The 19,866-nt window shown below is 35.9% G+C and carries 20 protein-coding genes and 1 pseudogene; 9 read left to right on the top strand and 12 right to left on the bottom strand.

The window, feature by feature from the left end; translation table 11 throughout:
- Positions 1–78 precede the first annotated feature (78 nt).
- Together ACPYKA_RS08225 and fadH are read right to left on the bottom strand one after the other, a co-directional pair.
- Positions 79–1,137 (bottom strand): annotated as a pseudogene (locus ACPYKA_RS08225) (penicillin acylase family protein); the annotation flags it as partial.
- A 373-nt stretch (positions 1,138–1,510) separates the two neighbouring features.
- Positions 1,511–2,275 (bottom strand): 2,4-dienoyl-CoA reductase, encoded by a 765-nt coding sequence (fadH, locus tag ACPYKA_RS08230; RefSeq protein ID WP_479541851.1) that lies wholly within the window; start codon positions 2,273–2,275, stop codon positions 1,511–1,513.
- 642 nt (positions 2,276–2,917) lie between these two features.
- On the opposite strand from fadH, the gene ectA reads away from it, so the two are divergent.
- The 3 genes from ectA (at position 2,918) to ACPYKA_RS08245 (ending at position 5,235) form a co-directional block, all read left to right on the top strand.
- Entirely contained in the window at positions 2,918–3,397 is a 480-nt protein-coding gene (gene ectA, locus ACPYKA_RS08235; protein ID WP_479541870.1) for a diaminobutyrate acetyltransferase, read from the top strand.
- Between the two features lie 48 nt (positions 3,398–3,445).
- Positions 3,446–4,723: a diaminobutyrate--2-oxoglutarate transaminase gene (gene ectB, locus ACPYKA_RS08240; RefSeq protein ID WP_479541852.1), complete on the top strand. Its 1,278-nt coding sequence runs from the start codon at positions 3,446–3,448 to the stop codon at positions 4,721–4,723.
- A 116-nt stretch (positions 4,724–4,839) separates the two neighbouring features.
- Positions 4,840–5,235 (top strand): ectoine synthase, encoded by a 396-nt coding sequence (locus ACPYKA_RS08245; RefSeq protein ID WP_479541853.1) that lies wholly within the window; start codon positions 4,840–4,842, stop codon positions 5,233–5,235.
- A gap of 716 nt (positions 5,236–5,951) precedes the next feature.
- Here ACPYKA_RS08245 and ACPYKA_RS08250 read toward each other — a convergent pair.
- Positions 5,952–6,212, bottom strand: a complete 261-nt coding sequence (locus ACPYKA_RS08250) for a metal-sensitive transcriptional regulator (protein ID WP_479541854.1) — start codon at positions 6,210–6,212, stop codon at positions 5,952–5,954.
- Between the two features lie 167 nt (positions 6,213–6,379).
- Between ACPYKA_RS08250 and ACPYKA_RS08255 the strand changes: the two genes are divergently transcribed.
- Both ACPYKA_RS08255 and ACPYKA_RS08260 read left to right on the top strand, forming a co-directional pair.
- On the top strand, positions 6,380–6,742 hold the full coding sequence (locus tag ACPYKA_RS08255) for a rhodanese-like domain-containing protein (RefSeq protein ID WP_479541855.1): 363 nt from the start codon (positions 6,380–6,382) through the stop codon (positions 6,740–6,742).
- 80 nt (positions 6,743–6,822) lie between these two features.
- Entirely contained in the window at positions 6,823–7,584 is a 762-nt protein-coding gene (locus ACPYKA_RS08260; RefSeq protein ID WP_479541856.1) for a class I SAM-dependent methyltransferase, read from the top strand.
- Positions 7,585–7,667: 83 nt separating this feature from the next.
- Here ACPYKA_RS08260 and ACPYKA_RS08265 read toward each other — a convergent pair whose 3' ends face one another.
- The 3 genes from ACPYKA_RS08265 to ACPYKA_RS08275 all read right to left on the bottom strand — a co-directional run bounded on the left by ACPYKA_RS08265 (position 7,668) and on the right by ACPYKA_RS08275 (position 10,725).
- Entirely contained in the window at positions 7,668–8,690 is a 1,023-nt protein-coding gene (locus ACPYKA_RS08265) for an acyltransferase family protein (RefSeq protein WP_479541857.1), read from the bottom strand.
- A gap of 274 nt (positions 8,691–8,964) precedes the next feature.
- Positions 8,965–9,741 (bottom strand): aspartate dehydrogenase, encoded by a 777-nt coding sequence (locus ACPYKA_RS08270; RefSeq protein WP_479541858.1) that lies wholly within the window; start codon positions 9,739–9,741, stop codon positions 8,965–8,967.
- Between the two features lie 15 nt (positions 9,742–9,756).
- On the bottom strand, positions 9,757–10,725 hold the full coding sequence (locus ACPYKA_RS08275; RefSeq protein WP_479541859.1) for an MBL fold metallo-hydrolase: 969 nt from the start codon (positions 10,723–10,725) through the stop codon (positions 9,757–9,759).
- Between the two features lie 337 nt (positions 10,726–11,062).
- Here ACPYKA_RS08275 and ACPYKA_RS08280 point away from each other — a divergent pair, with 337 nt between their 5' ends.
- The 3 genes from ACPYKA_RS08280 (at position 11,063) to ACPYKA_RS08290 (ending at position 14,311) form a co-directional block, all read left to right on the top strand.
- Complete coding sequence (locus tag ACPYKA_RS08280; protein ID WP_479541860.1) at positions 11,063–11,650, top strand: TetR/AcrR family transcriptional regulator; 588 nt, start codon at positions 11,063–11,065, stop codon at positions 11,648–11,650.
- Positions 11,651–11,764: 114 nt separating this feature from the next.
- The gene (locus tag ACPYKA_RS08285; RefSeq protein ID WP_479541861.1) at positions 11,765–12,676 is read left to right on the top strand and encodes an ABC transporter ATP-binding protein; all 912 of its coding nucleotides are present in this window, start codon (positions 11,765–11,767) and stop codon (positions 12,674–12,676) included.
- A 30-nt stretch (positions 12,677–12,706) separates the two neighbouring features.
- Positions 12,707–14,311 carry an ABC transporter permease gene (locus ACPYKA_RS08290; RefSeq protein WP_479541862.1) on the top strand — a complete coding sequence of 535 codons (1,605 nt, stop codon included), beginning with the start codon at positions 12,707–12,709 and terminating at the stop codon, positions 14,309–14,311.
- Between the two features lie 163 nt (positions 14,312–14,474).
- On the opposite strand, the gene ACPYKA_RS08295 is transcribed toward ACPYKA_RS08290, so the two are convergent.
- From ACPYKA_RS08295 to ACPYKA_RS08315, 5 genes are all read right to left on the bottom strand, one after another.
- The gene (locus ACPYKA_RS08295; protein WP_479541863.1) at positions 14,475–14,663 is read right to left on the bottom strand and encodes a hypothetical protein; all 189 of its coding nucleotides are present in this window, start codon (positions 14,661–14,663) and stop codon (positions 14,475–14,477) included.
- An 87-nt stretch (positions 14,664–14,750) separates the two neighbouring features.
- Positions 14,751–15,404: a hypothetical protein gene (locus ACPYKA_RS08300; protein ID WP_479541864.1), complete on the bottom strand. Its 654-nt coding sequence runs from the start codon at positions 15,402–15,404 to the stop codon at positions 14,751–14,753.
- Between the two features lie 39 nt (positions 15,405–15,443).
- Complete coding sequence (locus ACPYKA_RS08305; RefSeq protein ID WP_479541865.1) at positions 15,444–16,370, bottom strand: hypothetical protein; 927 nt, start codon at positions 16,368–16,370, stop codon at positions 15,444–15,446.
- Entirely contained in the window at positions 16,363–17,118 is a 756-nt protein-coding gene (locus ACPYKA_RS08310) for an ABC transporter ATP-binding protein (RefSeq protein WP_479541866.1), read from the bottom strand. Before ACPYKA_RS08310 ends, ACPYKA_RS08305 begins: the two co-directional genes overlap by 8 nt.
- A 487-nt stretch (positions 17,119–17,605) precedes the next feature.
- Complete coding sequence (locus ACPYKA_RS08315; RefSeq protein WP_479541867.1) at positions 17,606–18,088, bottom strand: PaaI family thioesterase; 483 nt, start codon at positions 18,086–18,088, stop codon at positions 17,606–17,608.
- A gap of 211 nt (positions 18,089–18,299) precedes the next feature.
- Here ACPYKA_RS08315 and ACPYKA_RS08320 point away from each other — a divergent pair, with 211 nt between their 5' ends.
- A complete protein-coding gene (locus tag ACPYKA_RS08320) occupies positions 18,300–19,508 on the top strand; it encodes an MFS transporter (RefSeq protein ID WP_479541868.1) in 1,209 nt (402 codons plus the stop codon).
- Positions 19,509–19,524: 16 nt separating this feature from the next.
- On the opposite strand, the gene ACPYKA_RS08325 is transcribed toward ACPYKA_RS08320, so the two are convergent.
- Positions 19,525–19,866: anion permease (locus ACPYKA_RS08325; RefSeq protein WP_479541869.1), on the bottom strand; the 342-nt coding region annotated here is incomplete at its 5' end.

The following is a 19,866-nucleotide window of genomic DNA, read 5'->3' on the forward strand; positions in this document are numbered from 1 at the left end:
TTACTTTGCACTTCATTTCGAACAAAATAAGCACAAACCTTTTATTTACAAGGATTTTCAATTTATTCAGTAGACCCTAATTATTTGTGCTTTTTCATATTCACCTTCGAATAAAAAGGCATCGTCATCTTTTGGATCTCGTTTTTCAATATAGAGTTGCTGTACATCAGGTCCTGTGTTCGTCACTCCCCAAGCAATATGTTCATTATGTCCCAAAATTATTCCAGGCACGCCGGCAAAAATTACACCACTCACATTGAGGTCTTCTGCTTCTAAATGCATCTGGTACCAAATAGAAGGTGTTCCCAAACCTAGATGTGGATCATCAGCAAGAAGAGGTTTTCCAGATGCAGTTTTTTCACCACTAACGACCCAATTATTACTCCCATTAAAAGGGTCAGGAATAATTGCATCCTTAAAGCTTGCAACAATATCAATCTCCTCTTCTATAATAGTTTTTCGATCTTTCGGATAGCTTGGGAATAATTCATACGCTTTTTCCGATGAAAAATTATTAAGTAAATAATAATTAAACGCCTGCCTTTCCCAGTGTCCACCTAAGTCAAATGCCATATACTTACCGACTGTTAATGAATCTATCGGGGTCCAAGGTTCAGGTTTAGCCCCAATAAACATAAATTCAATCGGTAATGATCCGTTCCTTATTGCTTCTTCAATATATACATTCACACCGTCGCTAAACCAGTCTAAAACGTTTTTTGCTTCTTCATCATAAATTTCATAAGACTTTTCTGCGGCTCTTCTTAAGCCTAGTGTCCGAAAATATTTATCACTTGAAATAGTCGCTTTTCCAACAATTTCACTTAATGTCCCGGATGCTTGTCTGCGTGCTAATTCCATTTGGAAAAGTCTGTTTTGCGCTTGGACATATCCTTGAGCCATATAGAGATCTTTCAGGTTATTTGCTTTGATATGAGGAACTCCACTTTCATCTGTCGTAACAGTTACTGTTTCCGTTACTGGTAATTCAATTGTTCCTTCGATTTGTGGGAGAGATTTATCTATTTTGTTATTAAAATAAAAGTATCCGATTATTATAAGGAGCAATAAAAATAAAACTATTATTCCAATCCATCGCAGCCAAGGTGTAATTACGATTTTCTTTTGCTCTTGCATATAAAATCCCCCTTTTATTTTTATAAATGCGTGTTCAAAAAAGGATAAAAAGGACCAAGTCGGCTTACGGAAGATTCCCTGCTGCATTTAGATACATGAGCAAACGCTCTAGCACGAAGAAAAAGTGCTTTCCTTTTTCAAGGAGCGGAGAAGCAAGCCAACGAGCTTCCACAGGATGTGGTGACTTCGACGTTCGACACAGGACGTGTCGGTATTTAGTCGAAGTTCCCCTAATGAAGTGTCATTTTTACCGGACTTTTTGAACATCCTCTATAAGCCAAAAATCTTTTTAATATGTATTAATACTAGTTTATCAGTCTTTCAATGAAAAAAGCACCCTAATTTCAGAGTGCTTAACGTGCGTGTACACTTCTTAAAATGGTGCTTGATTTAACCATTGCCCTCCGTCCATTGTTACTACTTCGCCATTTATGTACACTGCATCTTTCGATAATAGAAAGTAAGCAAGCCCAGCAATTTCTTCAGGGGTACCAAATCGCTTTAATGGAACAGATTGCCTCGTTCGTTCCGCCATCTCTTCCGAAAGCATAAGTTTATCCGCTCCTCCAGTTCGCTCAATTGGGCCTGGTGCAATTGCATTTACTCTTATTCCATACTTACTTCCCCACTCAACAGCAAGTGTTCTCGTTAAACTTAATACCCCCGCTTTTGCCGCTGCATTGTGAACTACTCCAACACCAGCATCCCAGGCATATGTTGCGACCATATTTAAAATAGAGCCTCGTTTCTTCTCTTTAATCCAATACTTCCCAACTGCTTGGCTGCAATAAAAAGTTCCATTTAACACAATATCGATTACACTATTCCAACCATTAACAGATAAATCTTCTGCTGCAATAATAAAGTTTCCTGCTGCATTATTAATAAGATGATCAATCGTTCCAAATTCGTGAACGGTCTCAACTACCATCTTTTCTACATCTTCAATATTTCGTACGTCCATTTCAATACAATAGATTTTTCCTGAGGTTGGATTAAGTTCTTGCTTTGTGGCTTCTAACCGTTCCATACTGCGACCAGTAATAACGACATTAGCACCCCCATCCGCCAAACGTTTTGCCATATATTTTCCCATTCCGCTCGATCCACCAGTAACAATCACTGTTTCATTAAGCATTTTATTCCTCCTCGTAATAATAAAAAATGGCATCGCTTTCATCAATCTCCAATCTTGAATGAACAGCCATTCATTTAATCCCTTTATCTAACTATAACAAATTATTATTGAAATACAAGATCGAAAAAACAAAAATTTTGTTATATATTAGGAGATTTTAACAGAATCAACCCATATCCCCCTCTAAAAAGGATAATATGGGAGGTATTTATAGATAAGAGTAAGTTATCTTCTGCTCACCCCATCTCAGAATAAATAAAGGCGTTAAATGGAGTGTGAAGGCGTTTGCTTTAAAAATTGCCACTGGTTACCATATTAAACATAAAGAAAACTCGCCGATTAGCAAACTGGCAGGTGCAGCTAGAGGCGTAGTTGAACTTACGACGCACAGGAGTGCTAGTGCCGACGTTGTCACAGGACATGACGCTGTTAGTCCGCTTCCATTATGTACCATGCTTTGCGGATTAATTTGCAAAACCAAACTCGTCGTGTGGCAAACCAAAAAGGCAAACAGCTGGAGAGTTTATTTTCAGCGTACCCTGTAAATAAGAAAAGATCTTATTTACGCAAAATATCAGGAGGTGAACCGCCGTTAGCAAAGTATTAGAAAAAACGGCCATTACTGTAAGAACTGGAGAAGAAATTTATTTTAGAGAACCAACCGAAGATGATGGGAGTGAAATGTTTCGTATTGTTAAAGAATCCAAAGTACTCGATGTTAATTCATCATACAGCTACTTAATGTGGAGTAAATTTTTCAATAAAACATCCATCATCGCTGAATGTGAAAATAACGAAGTAATCGGGTTTGTCTCGGGGTTTTTACAACCGGAATCTCCGGATACTTTATTCATATGGCAAGTTGCTGTTGACCATAAACATCGTGGGAAAGGATTGGCGACGAAGCTAATTGAACAATTGTTAAATCAATTAAAAAGTGAAAAAGTAAATTATTTGGAGGCAACAGTAACTCCATCAAATAAGTCGTCAAGTAAACTGTTTAAAGGAATTGCGAAAAAGAACGAAACAAATTGCACTGTTTTTGAATGTTTTTCAGAAGATCAGTTTCCTGATCCTTCGCATGAACCGGAAATGACGTACCGAATTGGACCATTAAAGTAGGATAAGTGCAATAAAATATTAAAATTTATGGAGGTTAATTAACTTAATATGACAACCGTAACGGAAGATCCCAATATTACAATGGACGTTTTTGATGAACACGAATCTGAGGTGAGAAGCTATAGTCGTAGTTTTCCAACCGTGTTTAAAAAAGCGAAAGGATACAAACTCTGGGATACAGATGATAAGGAGTATATCGACTTTTTCGCGGGCGCCGGAACGTTGAACTATGGACATAATAATGATGCAATGAAACAATTACTCATTGAGTACATCGAAAGTGATTCAATCACACATAGTTTAGACATGGCAACGATTGCTAGAGGAACCTTTTTGAAAAAATTTGATGAAGTTATTTTACGTCCAAGAAATCTTGACTATAAAGTGATGTTCCCTGGACCAACAGGAACGAATGCTGTTGAAAGCGCCTTAAAGCTAGCCCGTAAAATAACAGGAAGAACCAATATTATGAGTTTTACGAATGCATTCCATGGAATGACGATTGGTTCGTTATCCATTACAGGAAATGCTGCAAAACGAGAAGGTGCTGGAATTCCTTTAACTCATTCGGTTTCTATGCCTTTTGATAAATACAACTCTAAAGCTGATTCCCTTTCCCTTATTGAAAGTTATCTTGAAAATAGTGGTAGTGGTGTTGACCTGCCAGCAGCTATTATTGTTGAAACGGTTCAAGGTGAAGGCGGAATTAATGCCGCAAGTGTGGAATGGCTCCAAGGTATCGAAAAAGTATCCAGAAGATTTGGGATATTACTAATTGTCGATGATATCCAAGCTGGTTGTGGTAGAACTGGAACTTTCTTTAGTTTTGAACCAGCTAAAATCAATCCAGATATTGTTTGCTTATCAAAATCACTTGGTGGATATGGTCTTCCAATGTCAATTACATTATTTAAGAAAGAGCATGATGTTTGGGAGCCGGGTGAACATAATGGCACATTCCGTGGTAATAATTTAGCGTTTATTGCAGCAACGGAGGCTCTAACCTATTGGGAAAATGATAATTTATCACAAGAGGTTGATAATAAAGCCGAGTTAATGCATGAGTTTACTAAAAAAATATCAAACGAGTATCCTCAGTTAAAGGCTGAGCCGAGAGGACGTGGCATGATGCAAGGCGTTGCGTGTCATGTAGATGGTATCGCCGGTAAGATTTGTGAAGAAGCATTTCAGCGTGGTTTGTTAATGGAGACTTCCGGACCAAAAGATGAAGTATTTAAGTTTTTGCCACCGCTTATCATTGATGAAGAGGGTCTCAAGAAAGGATTCGACATCATTGAAGATAGTATTAAAGCAATTTTAAAATAGAATCATAGTCTTTATGACTATTGTGCTCGAGCAAGCTGATTTGCTGCTCGAGTCTTCATTATAGAAATTCTTTAAACTGACTTATACTAGATAAAAAGAATAGAGGAGAATAAAACATGATTGTAAGAAACCTAGATGAAATTATCAATACAGAAAACGAAGTAAAAGCAGATACATGGTCAAGCCGTCGTTTCCTTTTAAAAAAAGATGGCATGGGCTTCTCTTTCCATGAAACAATTATTTATGCCGGAACAGAAACACATATTCACTATCAAAACCACTTAGAAGCTGTCTATTGTGTTGCCGGAGATGGCGAAATTGAAACTGTTAAAGACGGAAAAGTGTATCCGATCAAAAACGGCACGATGTACGCATTAAATGAGAACGACGAACATTATTTACGTGGTGGTAAAGAAGATATGCGCTTAATTTGTGTTTTCAACCCGCCACTCGTGGGAACGGAAACACATGATGAAGATGGCGTTTATCCATTACTTGATGATGAAGAATAATACGCAAAATGGCTTCAGTCCTTTTTTCGGGCTGAAGCTTTTTAATTATTTCATGATTTAAGCGAATTTTGACTTTGGCTTACGTCTAAATAAAACGGACTCATACCGATAAAATCCACCAAGCGGATTCCGGCGAGTGTTTAGTTCTGGAAACGGACGAGAGTTGATCTACCGAACGGATTCAAACTTATTTTTGCTCCAAAAATGGGCGGGAGTCGATCCATCGAACGGATTCGATCATGTTTTAGATCCAAAAACGGGCGGGAGTCGATCCATCAAACGGATTCGAACATGTTTTTGCTCCGAAAACGGGCGGGAGTTGATCCATCGAACGGATTCGAACATGTTTTAGATCCCAAAACGGGCGGGAGTTGATCCATCGAACGGGTTCGAACATGTTTTAGATCCCAAAACGGGCGGGAGTCGATCCATCGAACGGATTCGAACATGTTTTAGATCCCAAAACGGGCGGGAGTTGATCCATCGAACGGATTCGAACATGTTTTAGATCCCAAAACGGACGAGAGTTGATCTACCGGACGGATTCAAACTCATTTTCGCTCCGAAAACGGACGGAAGCAGATCCAACAAACGGATCTTAACATATTTTAGCTCCCTAAACAGAATTGGCTACTAGACATTAGTGCGGGGTGTACGAATTACCTTATTTTGCTCGTATTACACCCCAACATGATAAACTTTCAAACATATACAATTCACCGACTTTTTACAAGTAGATCCACTGCTTCTTTCACTATTTCTTCTTCCGATTTATTATCTTCATCTATTTTTTGAATACATTCAATTAAATTAGTACTAACAATAACGCCAATAGTTCGATCGATTGCAGAGCGTGATGCGGATAGCTGAGTAATGACATCTTTACAGTCTTTATTCTCTTCCATCATTCGCAAAACACCTTTTATTTGTCCCTCAATTCTTTTAAGTCGATTTTTTATTTTTTGATCATATTCCATTTAAAAGATCCACCTTTCTTGTACATCTTACATTATACCCAGTACTGTATGAAGTCAAAAAAATTTGAAATAAACAGACTGCTTGATTCTATTATACCCTATACGGTATATTGATTTCAACAAGTATAAAGTTAAAAGATCGAAAATGTTATAGGATGGTGCAGATGATGGATTATATATTTTTGCTACTGATTATTCTTGGTATTATCTTCTTTTTTACTCGAATGTTGCCAGTTAAAGGTATCGGCTCTGTTAGTACTGCAGAATTGATACATTTATTAAATGATAAAAACATACAATTTATCGATGTTCGAACACCAGCTGAGTTTAAAAATAATCACCTACAACAATTTCAAAATATTCCGTTACATGAACTTGCAACAAAAGCAAAGAAGCTAGATCCTACTAAAGAAACAATATTAATTTGTCAAAGTGGGATGCGTAGTATGCGAGCAGCAAAAATATTAAAAAAAGCCGGTTTCACCAATCTAGTAAATATTAGAGGAGGAATGAACACTTGGCATCCATAACTTTCCCATCTTATTTTAAGATAAGATGGATTTTTTTCCTCCATATAGTATTATATAGGTAAACGAAAGGAGAGATTCAAGTGAACGAAAAGGATGCTGTTCGGAAAGCTTTTTCTAAAAACAAAGATGCTTACATCATAAGTTCCACCCATTCCAAAGGTTCAGATTTAGCTTTATTAAAGGAATGGATTAACCCTCAAAAAAATATGAATGTACTTGATATTGCAACTGGCGGAGGACATGTCGCAAAACATCTATCTCCTTCTGTAAAATTTGTCCACGCTACAGACCTTACACAAAGTATGCTTGAAAATACAGCAAAACATTTACATGACTATGAAAATATTGAATTTATACTTGCCGATGCGGAAGATCTGCCCTTTCTTAATAATCGATTTGATGTAGTCACCTGTAGAATTGCCGCCCACCATTTTCCTACACCTGAAAAATTTATAAAAGAAGTTTATCGAGTTTTAAAACCCACTGGTAAGTTCATTTTCATTGATAATATTGCTTCAGAAGATAAAGAACTTGATCATTTTATCAATACTTTGGAAAAAATGCGTGATTTCAGTCATGTTCGATCGCTTAAAATCTCTGAGTGGAAACAATTACTGGAACAAGTAAACTTGGAGATAATAAAAGAAAATAGAAGAAAAAAAGTATTACCTTTTGATGAGTGGAGTAAACGAACTTTAGATACAGAGGAACAAATACGCGAAGTCGCTGATTTTTTATTACACAGCTCTAAAGATATACATAATTATCATCAAATAAAAATAAATAATGGAATGATCGATAGCTTTGCAATAGATGAGTGGATGGTATTGTGCGAAAAATAATCGTGTCTGAGTTATTCGAAAAACCTATAAAAAATCGTTGGAGAACTCCTCAGAAAGGATGCGTCTCCAACGACTTTTCTCACTTAAGCACTCATATTTTTATCTTCTATATCCTCTTTACGCCGAAAATACTCTCTTAATTTAGAAGTGCTTATTTCAATTAAAGGCTGCCATATACTTACAATAAACTTACTTGATAGAATAAAGACGATTGCCACTGAAATAACAACAAAACCAATGAAATCAAGGAAATTATCCATATATAAAAATTCCGTTTGTCGGAAGTATTGAATAATAAACCCGTGCAGTAAATAAACATAGAGTGTTCTTTCCCCAAGTATCGTAAAGGAATAACGTTTTTCCGGAATCCATGCAAGAACAGATGCAGCCATAAGGGCCGAAGTAATATAAACTGAGAGTCTTGCAATTCCTCCTAATGTCTCCGCACCTAAAGTACTGTAAGATTTTGATGCAAGTAACCAACCTGAATTTATATCAGGTAAGTAGTATATTAACACCGCAAATGATGCCATAACAATGATAGAAAGAACTCGCGCACTGTTTTTCTTTAAAACTCGAATTTGATCGATAGAAACCCAATATCCAATCAAGAAAAACGGAAAAAACACGAATGTTCTTGATAAGCTAAATGTATGACCAACTTGATCAAAATATCCGATTACTGTCCCTAAAATTATAGCCAAACTAATTCCAACGAAAGCAGGTAATTTCCGGTAGAGTATTAGTAAAAGATGCCAACAAAATAAGCTACACAAAAACCATAGAGACCAATGTGGATAAAAGATACTATCTGTCAGCCAATCGCTCTTTCCAATATAAAAATAGTATCCTGTGTATATTGCTTGAAAGATGAAATAAGGAATAATTAACTTTTTAGCCAGTTTCATAATATATTTTAGGTTACCGGATCCTTTCGCAAAAAAGCCTGCAAGAAAAATAAAGGCTGGCATATGAAAAGTATAGATCCATGTATATAATGTACCAAGGCTTTTTGAATCCCCTATAAAAGGCTGGATGAGATGACCAAAAACAACGAGAAAGATTAATAATAACTTTGCATTATCAAAATAAGCATTTCTTTCCAACTTTATCAACCCTTTTTAACACGAAATGCACAAAAAATCAGCTCCCGTGTGCAAATATCTCATAACTAGTGTAATAAATATATACCCTGTTCCTCAACCTTTTAATCTTATATTACAACGGTTTAACTGTATCGTTATTCGATTGTAAAAATTGTAACTATTTTGTTTCAAAAGAAAAAACTAGTTTCATATCGACAGAAAACCAGTTTTTTCGCGATTTAAGTAATTTCCCGGGCAATAAAACATGTTATGAAGTGGCTCTATTCGACATTGCTCAACCTATTTGCATTGGATTTATCATCTTTTCCAGCATACCAATTATACTTACTGCGGCCAAATAACTAGTATTAGAATTAGCGGGTAATGGCTCGTTTGTAATTGTAAATGCTGCCTTGCCAAATTCCCCTACCACTTCAATCGAATGAATGTTTTTACTAATAGTTGGATCAGCAATAAGTGTTACTTTCGTCCGATCAAACCCAATCCCTGCGAGCGCCAGCGCAATCGAAACATTCATATTTCTTGGGTATTTTTTAATAGCGTCTCTAGCTTTTCCATCAAAAATTACTGTTGATTCATCAATCGGCTTATCAATTAATGTATGTGCAGGTTTTCTTGTAACGAGTGTCGCTTCATTCAGTATTCCCACTGCAGAGGTGTTTTGAATTAGATCAAGTCCCCCAATCGCTCCCGAAGGTAAATACAATTTCCGATTGAACGTATCAGCAATTGTTTTAATTTCATTTAAGAAATCTTCTTCAGCAAGTGCTCCAATACTAATTAAAACAGTCTCTTTTTGTTTCAAGACCGTTGGCAACAAGCTTCTAATCGCTTTAATATTCGCTGCTTCTATGACAATATCTATTTCCGACTCTAAAAATTTTTCAATATCTGTAAATAATTCAATATCATATTTCGTTTCTAAATGTCCATACTTTTCATCGTTTCGGACAAAAACACTCGTTACCATTATTTTTTCATTTCTATTTTCATTCAATTCTTCTAATAAATAAGTGGCAATCGCTCCCGCACCAATTATACCTATTTTCACCTTAAATCCCTCCCCCTATTTTACAGTATAGTAGAAAATACCATCACGGACTTCCTTTTCCACTTTTTGCAAAAGTTCCAGCCGGTCCAAATGGCCAATCACTTCCGACATGATAAGTGGAAATAGTTTTTCGTACCGGTCTTTATATAGTAATTTAGCTAGCTCAGCAGCATTTCGGGCTTCATCCAATTTTGTAAGTATTTTATCTGCCTTTTTCTCAATTCTAGTCACTTTTTGGTCAATTGCTTGATAGGGGTTTTTAATCGTTTCGCCATGGCCAGAATAAATAATTTTTAAAGGTAGTTCAGCCACTTTTTTTAATGAACGTTCATACTGAATAAGTGATTTAATCCGTTTACCATCAAAACCAAGATCTACTAACGCATTACTCGAAGAATGTTCAATTACAAGATCACTAGCAAATAAAACTCCCGTCTCTTCATCAAATAATGCAATATGATCTGGTGCATGCCCAGGTACTTCGATAACGTCGAACCCAAAAATCTTATCACCTTCAGCTAATGAAGAGATTTTCCCATTAATTTTTTGTGAATCATTGTTATCGATTGCTTTTTTTAATCGATCAATTTGTCTATCTCCTTCTGATCCACATCCCATCTGCGCGTATAAATCTTCAAAGAATGATACACGGGCGTTTAAAAATGCCGATTCCCTTTTTAACCGAATCCATGCATCTGGATGAGCATAGACAGGAATTTCCTTCTTAACACGAATGCGATTGACTAACCCAATATGGTCTGCATGATTATGGGTTAAAATAATCGCATCCAAGTCTTCTAATGCAACTTTGGCTTTTCGTAAAGTCTCGATAAAATATTCCCAACATTTGTCTGTATTTACTCCCGCATCAACGAGAAAAACAGCATCATTATGTTTTACTAAATAAAAATTAAATGTTTTTAATGAAGATGAAGTCGAAACAATAATTGGATGTATTGTCGGTAATGTTACAGATACTTTCATAGTGATTCTCCTACAGTGTTTGTATCGTTATTATATCATGACAGTTAAACTACTCACCACTTAACGGCCTTTCGATCAGTTAGAAGTACGATTGCTTCAGGCAGGATGTTCTTACATACTTGAATTAAAAATCATTCTTATTAAAAATAAATGTACACAAGTTTTGGAATCGAAGTGGTATAAACTTCTAGTCCAAATAAAAGGTTGTAAAATTGCATTGATCAGATTGGTCTATTTATGTTACGATTAACTCGACCAATACGGTCTAACTTTTATAAAGGAGGTATAAGCGATTAAATCATTTAATAATCTAGACAAAAGAAAACAAACGCAAATTTTGAATGCTGCCATGAAAGAATTTGCCGATAAAGGTTACGAGCATGCTTCAACAAATCGAATTGTTAAACAAGCAGGTATCGGAAAAGGAATGTTGTTTTACTATTTTAATTCAAAAAAAGATCTTTATCATTATTTAATTTCTTATAGCATTCAATTTTTGGAAGTTAATTATATGAACAAAATTGATATGAAAGAAACAGATTTTATTGAACGATTGAAACAAGCAACCATTCTAAAAATGAAAACGTTTGATGAACATCCAGATGTATTTTATTTCTTGGGAACCATCTTACTGAATGAAAATGTAGTTCTACCTAAAGAATTACAGAAGCAATATGATAACTTACAAACCCTTGCTTATTCGTTAATATATGACAATATCGATACCTCATTATTTCGAACTGATGTTAATGTAGAAAAGGCCTTTCAGTTAATCCGTTGGTCGATCGACGGTTATCAACATCATCTTATTCAGCGACTCCAAGGAAAGAAGTTTACTGAAATTGACTTTGATCCTTTATGGGATGAATTTTTTCAATATTTAGATGTATTACGCATTGCGTTTTACGAAGATAACATAGATTAGAAGATCTCAAAAATTCCTTCTAGTCCTTAGTCGTACTAAATTCGGAGCTTACTCCACTTCTTTGAAAGTCGTTAGTTTAAAACGTAGTGGGGATCAATGATGGGAGGCATTATTATGAGTGTTTTGCAAACGACTAATTTAACAAAAAAATTTGGTAAGTTTACTGCACTTGATAAGATAAATATCGAAGTAAATAAGGGAGAAATATTTGGTTTTATTGGTCCGAACGGTGCAGGTAAGTCAACAACAATTCGAATATTACTCGGTATATTGAATGCTACTTCGGGTAAAGCCGAGATTTTCGGTAAAGATGTTTGGAGAGAAGCTGTTGCTATTCATAAGCAAATTGCTTATGTTCCAGGTGATGTAAATCTTTGGCCCAATTTAACTGGTGGAGAGGTAATTGATTTATTTATGAAACTACGAGGACCAAATCATTCAGATAGAAAACATCAATTAATCGAAGAATTTAAACTCGATCCTACCAAAAAATGCCGTACCTACTCCAAAGGAAACAGACAAAAAGTTGCGCTCATCGCGGCACTATCTTCAGATGCAGATTTATATATTTTTGATGAACCAACTTCTGGTCTCGATCCATTAATGGAACGAATTTTCCAAAAAAAAGTTCTTGAGGTAAAACAATCCGGTAAAAGCGTCCTTCTTTCTAGTCATATATTATCTGAAGTAGAAAAATTGTGTGATCGGATTGGAATTATCCGTGATGGTAAAATTATTGAAACTGGTACATTAGCTGAACTGCGACACCTTACAAGGACTAATTTAAGGGTTGAAACGAAACAACCTTTGACTGGACTTGATATGATTGCCGGGATTCATCATTTGGAACAAAAGGAAGGTATAGCATCTTTTCAAATTGATTCCGAACACCTTGACGCAGTGATTAAACATATAAGTAGTTTTGGAATAGTCAAATTAGAAAGTGCACCTCCAACTTTAGAAGACTTATTTATGCGGCATTATGAAGGATCTGACGCTAAAGTTGCAGGTGGAAAAAATGAGTAATGACAATTTTTTCTTGGGGAGGTGGTATGATTGACAGAGCAACTTTTCAAAACGACTGGCAAATTGATGCGATTTATTTTACACCTTGACCGAATCCGTATTCCAATTTGGTTTATTTCACTTGTTTTAACAACCGTTGTCATCGCTAATACATTTAACGGTTTATATGGAACAGAAGCGGAACGACAAGGGATAGCTGAAACAATGAAAAATCCTGCGATGATTGCGATGGTCGGACCAGGTTTTGGTTTAAAAAATTACACAATTGGGGCTATGATGGCACATCAAATGTTATTGTTCACTGCAATTGCTATTGGAATCATGAGTATCTTACTAGTTACACGACATACGAGAGCAGATGAAGAGAATGGACGAATTGAGTTGATTCGCTCCCTTCCGACTGGCCGCTTAGCTAATTTAACATCTACTATTTCAGTTGTTAGCCTCGTGAATATTTTTCTTGCTCTTGTCATTGGGTTTGGTTTATATTCACTAGGAATTGAAAGCATGGACTTAGAAGGTTCCTTATTGTATGAAGCAGCCCTAGGTGGAACAGGAATTTTTTTTACCGCCCTTACAGCGGTCATTGCACAGCTTTCTGAAAACTCCCGTGGTACAATTGGTTTGTCGATAACCGTTCTACTGCTTTCCTATCTTGTTCGAGCAATCGGTGATGTTAGCAATGAAGCTCTTTCTTGGATTTCCCCACTTGGATGGATTTTGCAAACAAAAGCTTATGTTAACAATTCTTGGTGGCCAATTGTTTTGATCATAATCATTTCGGCAATTCTTATATTGCTAGCTTTTTATTTACATGCGATTCGGGATTTAGAAGCGGGCTTTCTTCCAGCACGACCAGGGAAAAAACATGCTTCGGTATTTTTACAAAGTCCATTGGGATTAACTTTACGTCTGCAACGAACAACACTCATTTCATGGGCAATCGGCTTGTTTGTCCTAGGTGCTTCCTATGGATCTGTTTTTGGTGACTTAGAATCTTTTTTTAATGATAACGAAATGATCCAACAGATACTACCACAAATTGAAGGAGTATCGTTGACTGAACAATTTATTACATTATTAATGGCAATCATGGCCATAATCGCTACGATCCCATCTCTTATGGTAATGCAAAATCTACTTAATGAAGAACGGAAAAATCGTACCGAACATTTATTAAGTAGAGCTGTTTCACGGACAAAACTGTTAAGTAGTACGTTTATTATTTCAATTGTAACATCGTTTATCATGCTCTCCTTAACTGCGATTGGACTTTGGTCTGCAGCAGTTAGTGTGATGGATGAACCTATTGCGTTTTCAAACATTTACAAGGCCGCAATAGTATATTTACCGGCTATTTGGATTATGGTTAGCTTGGCCGCTTTACTCGTTGGATTTCTACCGCGTTTCGCAAATTTCATTTGGTTATATTTATTATTCTCATTTACTGTTGTATATTTAGGAGGATTATTACAATTTCCAGACTGGCTCCAAAACCTCTCCCCATACGGTCATGTACCGGAATTACCCGTAGAAGAGCCTAATATATTAGCTATGTTTGTATTGTTTGTTATTGCTTGTGGTATTGCGGTCGTTGGATTTATCGGGTATACCAAACGGGACATAAATGGGTAGAAATCTATCAAAAAATAGCCTGTGCTCCATCATGCACAGGCTAAAAGTTTTTCCTCCTACTTCCATACTTCCAAATAATAATTCTCCCAATTCAATGAAGTGGGGGTCCCTAAATCACTTCACCAAATAAAATGTTATTTCATTATACAGTTACTTTTCGGGTCTAATTAGATGCCATTATAATTGCCGCTCCTAACGACAAAACAAATACACTATCCTCCTTCCTTCTTGAATTAGTGTCCTCAATACTTACCGCCTCTTGATAAGCAAGGACAACTTTCATACTTACACCATTAGCATAATCGATTATAATATTACCGTCAAAATGGCAAGTTTGCTTTTTAAGATGCATTTTACCTAGTAAAATCCAATATTTCTCTAGGGAAAAATTGAATAATTCGAACCTCTAAAACACAGATTTTTTAATTTTGTACAATTTTTAATTATTTTTAAACATTCTTATCCACATGACAAAAACAACGATAACAATAGCGATTAAATAGCACTCGGTGCCATAAGGTATTTGTAAAATAAGAAAATGCACTCCCGCAAAAATTGCCGAGATAAACATTAATCCAAATGTTAGGATAGTATTGCTAGATCCTTGTTTTAAACTTTCAAACGGTTTAGAAAATGGAAGACTCCCTTTATATGTTATGTGGATGATGAAAAGGGATTGTAGAATCGCAGCAAAAAATACAATGATTAAATCGAGAATGATTTTTGATGTAAAAATATAAGTATATATAATTGAAACAAACAAAAATATTGGTACGTAGAATTTCACTAAAAAAGCTTTTAGTGTTGCGCGATACATTAAGCCGGGATGCCGAAAACCTGCTACAGGAAAAATCCACGCTCCTTTATAATTGCCAGAGAATTGTAACATATAAACAATCGTACCAACGACCAAATTGACAAAATATATCCATAAATACATATTTCCCATGCTAATTTCTTCCATTGTACGATAACTCAATTCATTGTAAATAAAAATAAATGGAAATACGAGAGCCATACCGAGTGAAGGATATACTTTTAACTTAAATTCACGCTCTTCTCCCATCATTTTAATTGCAAAACGAAAAAACATCCGTTCTTCCTTTTTAAAACAGACGATGCGTTCTAAGATCTAACTAACTTTTCCTTTTCCACTTTTCGGTTTTCTGGCGTTTTCCATTAACTTTTGTAAGTTTCTTTCAAATGAAGGCATGAGTCGATAATAAGAATAGATAGCGATAATCGGTACAACGATGGCAAGGATCGTTAGTATGATAAGTGGTCTTGCTGTATTACCGAATAAAAATAACTCATAAGGTGCAGCAAACCACATCGGTGGTATAAAGACATGCCACCAAGAAAAATCGTAAACCTTAAATAAATATGTATAATCAAATGCACGAAGGACGATTTGGTATCCAACAAAGATCCCTATAGATAAGGCGATTTGAATGTAGTTAATTAAGTCTTTCAATTGTTCCCCACTAAAAAAACGTAGAACAAAAATATAAACAAGAGAGGTTAAAGCAATAACAAATAAAAGAATGAAACAAATGGACACGACAAACAAAATGAAAAAAGCAATTCCATGGACAAATAACATAACAATCGCAGGTATAAGCGTAAATGCACCTGTCAACAAAACCATATAAATAAAGACATGAATAAATTTTGCCGCATTAATCGTTTTCGAATGAATCGGCTTTGTATAAAGAATAGTCGTATCCCTTAAATCTAACAAAACAACAGAAAAATCAGCGATCATAGAGGTCATGAGAAAAAACATCGTCATCCCATAAATGATGCTCATTTGAAACATAATTTCATTTCCAAAAACAAAAGGAATCAGAATTAAGCTAAAAAGCATATACAATCCAAGTGATTTAAGAAATTGATTTCCTTTAGATTCCTTTGATTGGTTGAAAATGGTTGGGATACGTCTCCCATCCATCGTAAATTTCATTTGAAGAATTTTCCGCATCACATCATAATCAATATGTAATTTTTCAAACACATGTCGGAATTGATCGAGAATTTTTAATGAACGAAAATCATTCATTTGACTCATTCCCCGTAACAATCTGAACGAACTTTTCCGCTGTCTCCTTATGCGCATCAAAACCTGTTAGTTGATTAAAAATGCCTTCCAAAGATCCTTCTTTATTCTGTTCTTTTAATTCCTCAAAAGTCCCGTCCGCGGCAATTTTTCCATTCACTAATAAAACAATCCGATTGCTAATCCGTTCCACAACATCCATCATATGAGACGAATAGAAAATTGTTTTTCCCTGTTCTTTTAGTTGTTCCATTATGTCTTTAATAACCATGACACTATTTGCATCTAAACCACTCAAAGGTTCATCAAGAAAAATCAAATCTGGGTTATGCAACATGCTAGAAACTAAAATTACTTTTTGTCGCATTCCTTTTGAAAAAGATGAAATACGCTTATGAAATACTTCTTCCATTTCAAATTGTGTTAAAAGAGCTAGCGCCTTTTCTTCCGCTTCTTTGCGACTCATCCCATAAAGTTCTCCAACAAAGGTTAAATATTCAGCAGCTGTTAACGTATCGTAAAGCTCAGCATTCTCTGGCACATATCCAATCCGTCGTTTGTAAGATACGTCACCGTTTGCGATGTTTTCTCCAAAAATTTCAACGTTTCCCTCGTAATCATCAAGGAGTCCCAGCATAATTTTTAATGTCGTACTCTTCCCTGCTCCGTTTGGGCCAATGTAACCGATGATTTGTCCTCTGTATACGTCTAAATCAATTCCTTGTAAAACGCTATGTGTTCCAAAGTTCATTCTCAAATCTCGTAGACTCAATATTTTTTCATTTTGCATTCTGCCATCGTTCACACCTTTTCTTTCATAATTACATCAAGTCTATCATAATGACTAAAGTTAATAAATGGTATTTTCGAGGTGAGATTTAATTTTCTGAATAGCAAACCTATATTTTAGTTTTACCACCCAGCTTGTTAGATGAGCCACTCGACATCTTTTACTACCACTAAGCATGGTGCGCAAACGACTAAGCACCTTTCTGCTGCCACTAAGCATGGTACGCGAACCACTCAGCATCTTTTACTACCACTAAGCATGGTACGCGAACCACTCAGCATCTTTTACTACCACTAAGCATGGTGCGCAAGCGACTATGCATTTACCACACCGACTCAGCACCAACGCCTTTGACCCCTCCCAATAGTTTTCCATTCATACGAGAATGATTAGACCGTAAGCGTGACTCTACTCAATAATTTCCTACGATTTGATTTTACTATCGTTTCTATTTCTTGTTCATGAAAGTTTCTGGCATAACAACCGCAACAACTTCTCCTCTTGCACAACAGTCATTCCCGGCAAAAACTTCGGTTGTTACTTTCCACTTTTTCGGATGGATTTCTTCGACCTTTCCAACCGCATGAAGCGCAATCCCTTCAGGAGTTGGCTCAATAAAATCAACATGTAATGAAGCGGTAACAAAACGTGGTGGTTCTATTCCGTCCCCTGGTTCATGTCCATTTTTTCGATGTAAAGCGAGTGCTGCCGAACCAGTGCCGTGACAATCAATAAGAGAAGCGATTAATCCGCCGTAAATAAATCCAGGAATTGCTGTATGTTCTTTACGAGGTTGATAGATAGTAAGTGTATTGTCACCATCCCAACCTGTTCTTAGCTTTAGACCCGTCTCATTTAATCTCCCGCACCCGTAACACCAAGCATAATCATCTGCATATTCGTCTTGAATAGCAACAGTAATTTCTTTCATCTTTATCACTCCAAAATTAACTTATATATACTATTCATCCATTATACTATACTAATTTAGTAACTATTAAATGAATAGTGTATAATTAAAATTATCTTTATTAAACTGAGATGTGTTTATTAGACCCTTTTTCTTCAGTCTTCTTACCTGAAGGTAGCGTATTTTTTCAATACAACTTTGTTAAAACATAATTAAACGATTGGGTGTTATCATGAATCAACAAAAATACACGATTAAAGATAAGGCTTTTTGGAAAATAGTAATCGGTTTAGGCGCAGCATCATTTTTTATTTTTGCAACAATGTATTGCATGCAACCAATTCTACCAATATTAACAAAAGACTTTGACATCTCGATTTCTTTTGCTAGTTTATCCATGTCACTTTCAACCGTAGGACTTATTATTGGCTTAATTGTTATTGGATTTTTATCAGATCGAAAAGGGCGCACGCTATTTATCCACCTTTCGATTATCAGTACTACAATATTATTATTTATTATTCCATTGATAGAATCTTTCCTATTTGTAATCATTTTGCGCTTCATTCAAGGATTTACTTTAGCGGGTGTACTTGGGGCTGCACTTGCTTATATGGCAGAGGAAATTGATCAAAAACATTTTGGATTTGCCACGACTTTATATATTGCCTGTAATAGTGCAGGTGGCATGATGGGGCGTTTTATAACTGGTTTTGTTGCCGAGTCATTCTCTTGGCAAACAGCACTATATTTACTCGGTGTGTTTGGAGTTATTATTTTTTTATTTTGTTTTTTTACATTACCAAAATCAAAATATTTCACCCAATCTACAAGACTATTTATGGAAGATATTGCTGGATTTCTTTATCATTTTAAAAATCCTTCCCTGTTATTAATGTTTGGACTAGGAATTGTATTGCAGATGTCTTTTACCGGTATGTGGACTTTTTTACCGTTTCATTTGTTAGACGATCCGTACAATTTAACATTACAACAAATTTCTTACTTTTATTTTGCATACAGCTTAGGCGTTGTCGGAGCACCAATTGCGGGGTGGCTTGTAGGTAAATTTAGTATGAGTACAATTCGGCTGGCTGGAATTATCATTTTATCTGCCGGAATGTTTATCGTGCTTGGAACTTCACTTTTAGCTATTAGTTTGGGACTTGGTATTATTTGTCTTGGTTTTTTCGTTTCCCATTCACTTACAACGGCAACCGTTTCACAGGAAGCGACCCATCATAAGGGAAGTGCATCCAGCCTTTATCTCGTTGCTTATTATATTGGGGTATCGGCGGGAACGACATTACTCGCACCACTTTGGGAAACATTTGCTTGGCAAGGAATCGTCTTATTTGCAGCTATTTTACCAGTCGTTTATGTTGTAATCGTGAAAGTTTTGCAAACAAAATTAAAAAGAAGAGCGGAGTCATCAGTTTAAACTCCACTCTTCTTTTTTATAGAAATGATTCAGGAATTACTGTTAAATCAATACCCCATACGAGTGGGATAAAATAATAAATCGTTAACGTTACTAAAAAGATTCCGATTACATTCAAGGCAAATCCTGCTTTCATCATGTCTGGAATCCGTAAATATCCTGATCCAAACACAACCGCGTTTGGTGGTGTAGCAACTGTTGAGATTCCCACGGCTAAAGCCGCTGGCTCTAAACCTAAAGGTTTGACGAGTGGGATTCTTGCATGACTTACCGTTCGCAATCCATTTCTGTTTTGAACAGCCTGCAAGTTAAGGGGCATCTCATTGCCCCACCCCGTCTTGTTCCACCAATCTTGATA

Origin of the sequence: Pseudogracilibacillus amylolyticus (SeqCode) (assembly GCF_051918545.1) — a bacterium.
Taxonomy (GTDB): domain Bacteria; phylum Bacillota; class Bacilli; order Bacillales; family Amphibacillaceae; genus Pseudogracilibacillus.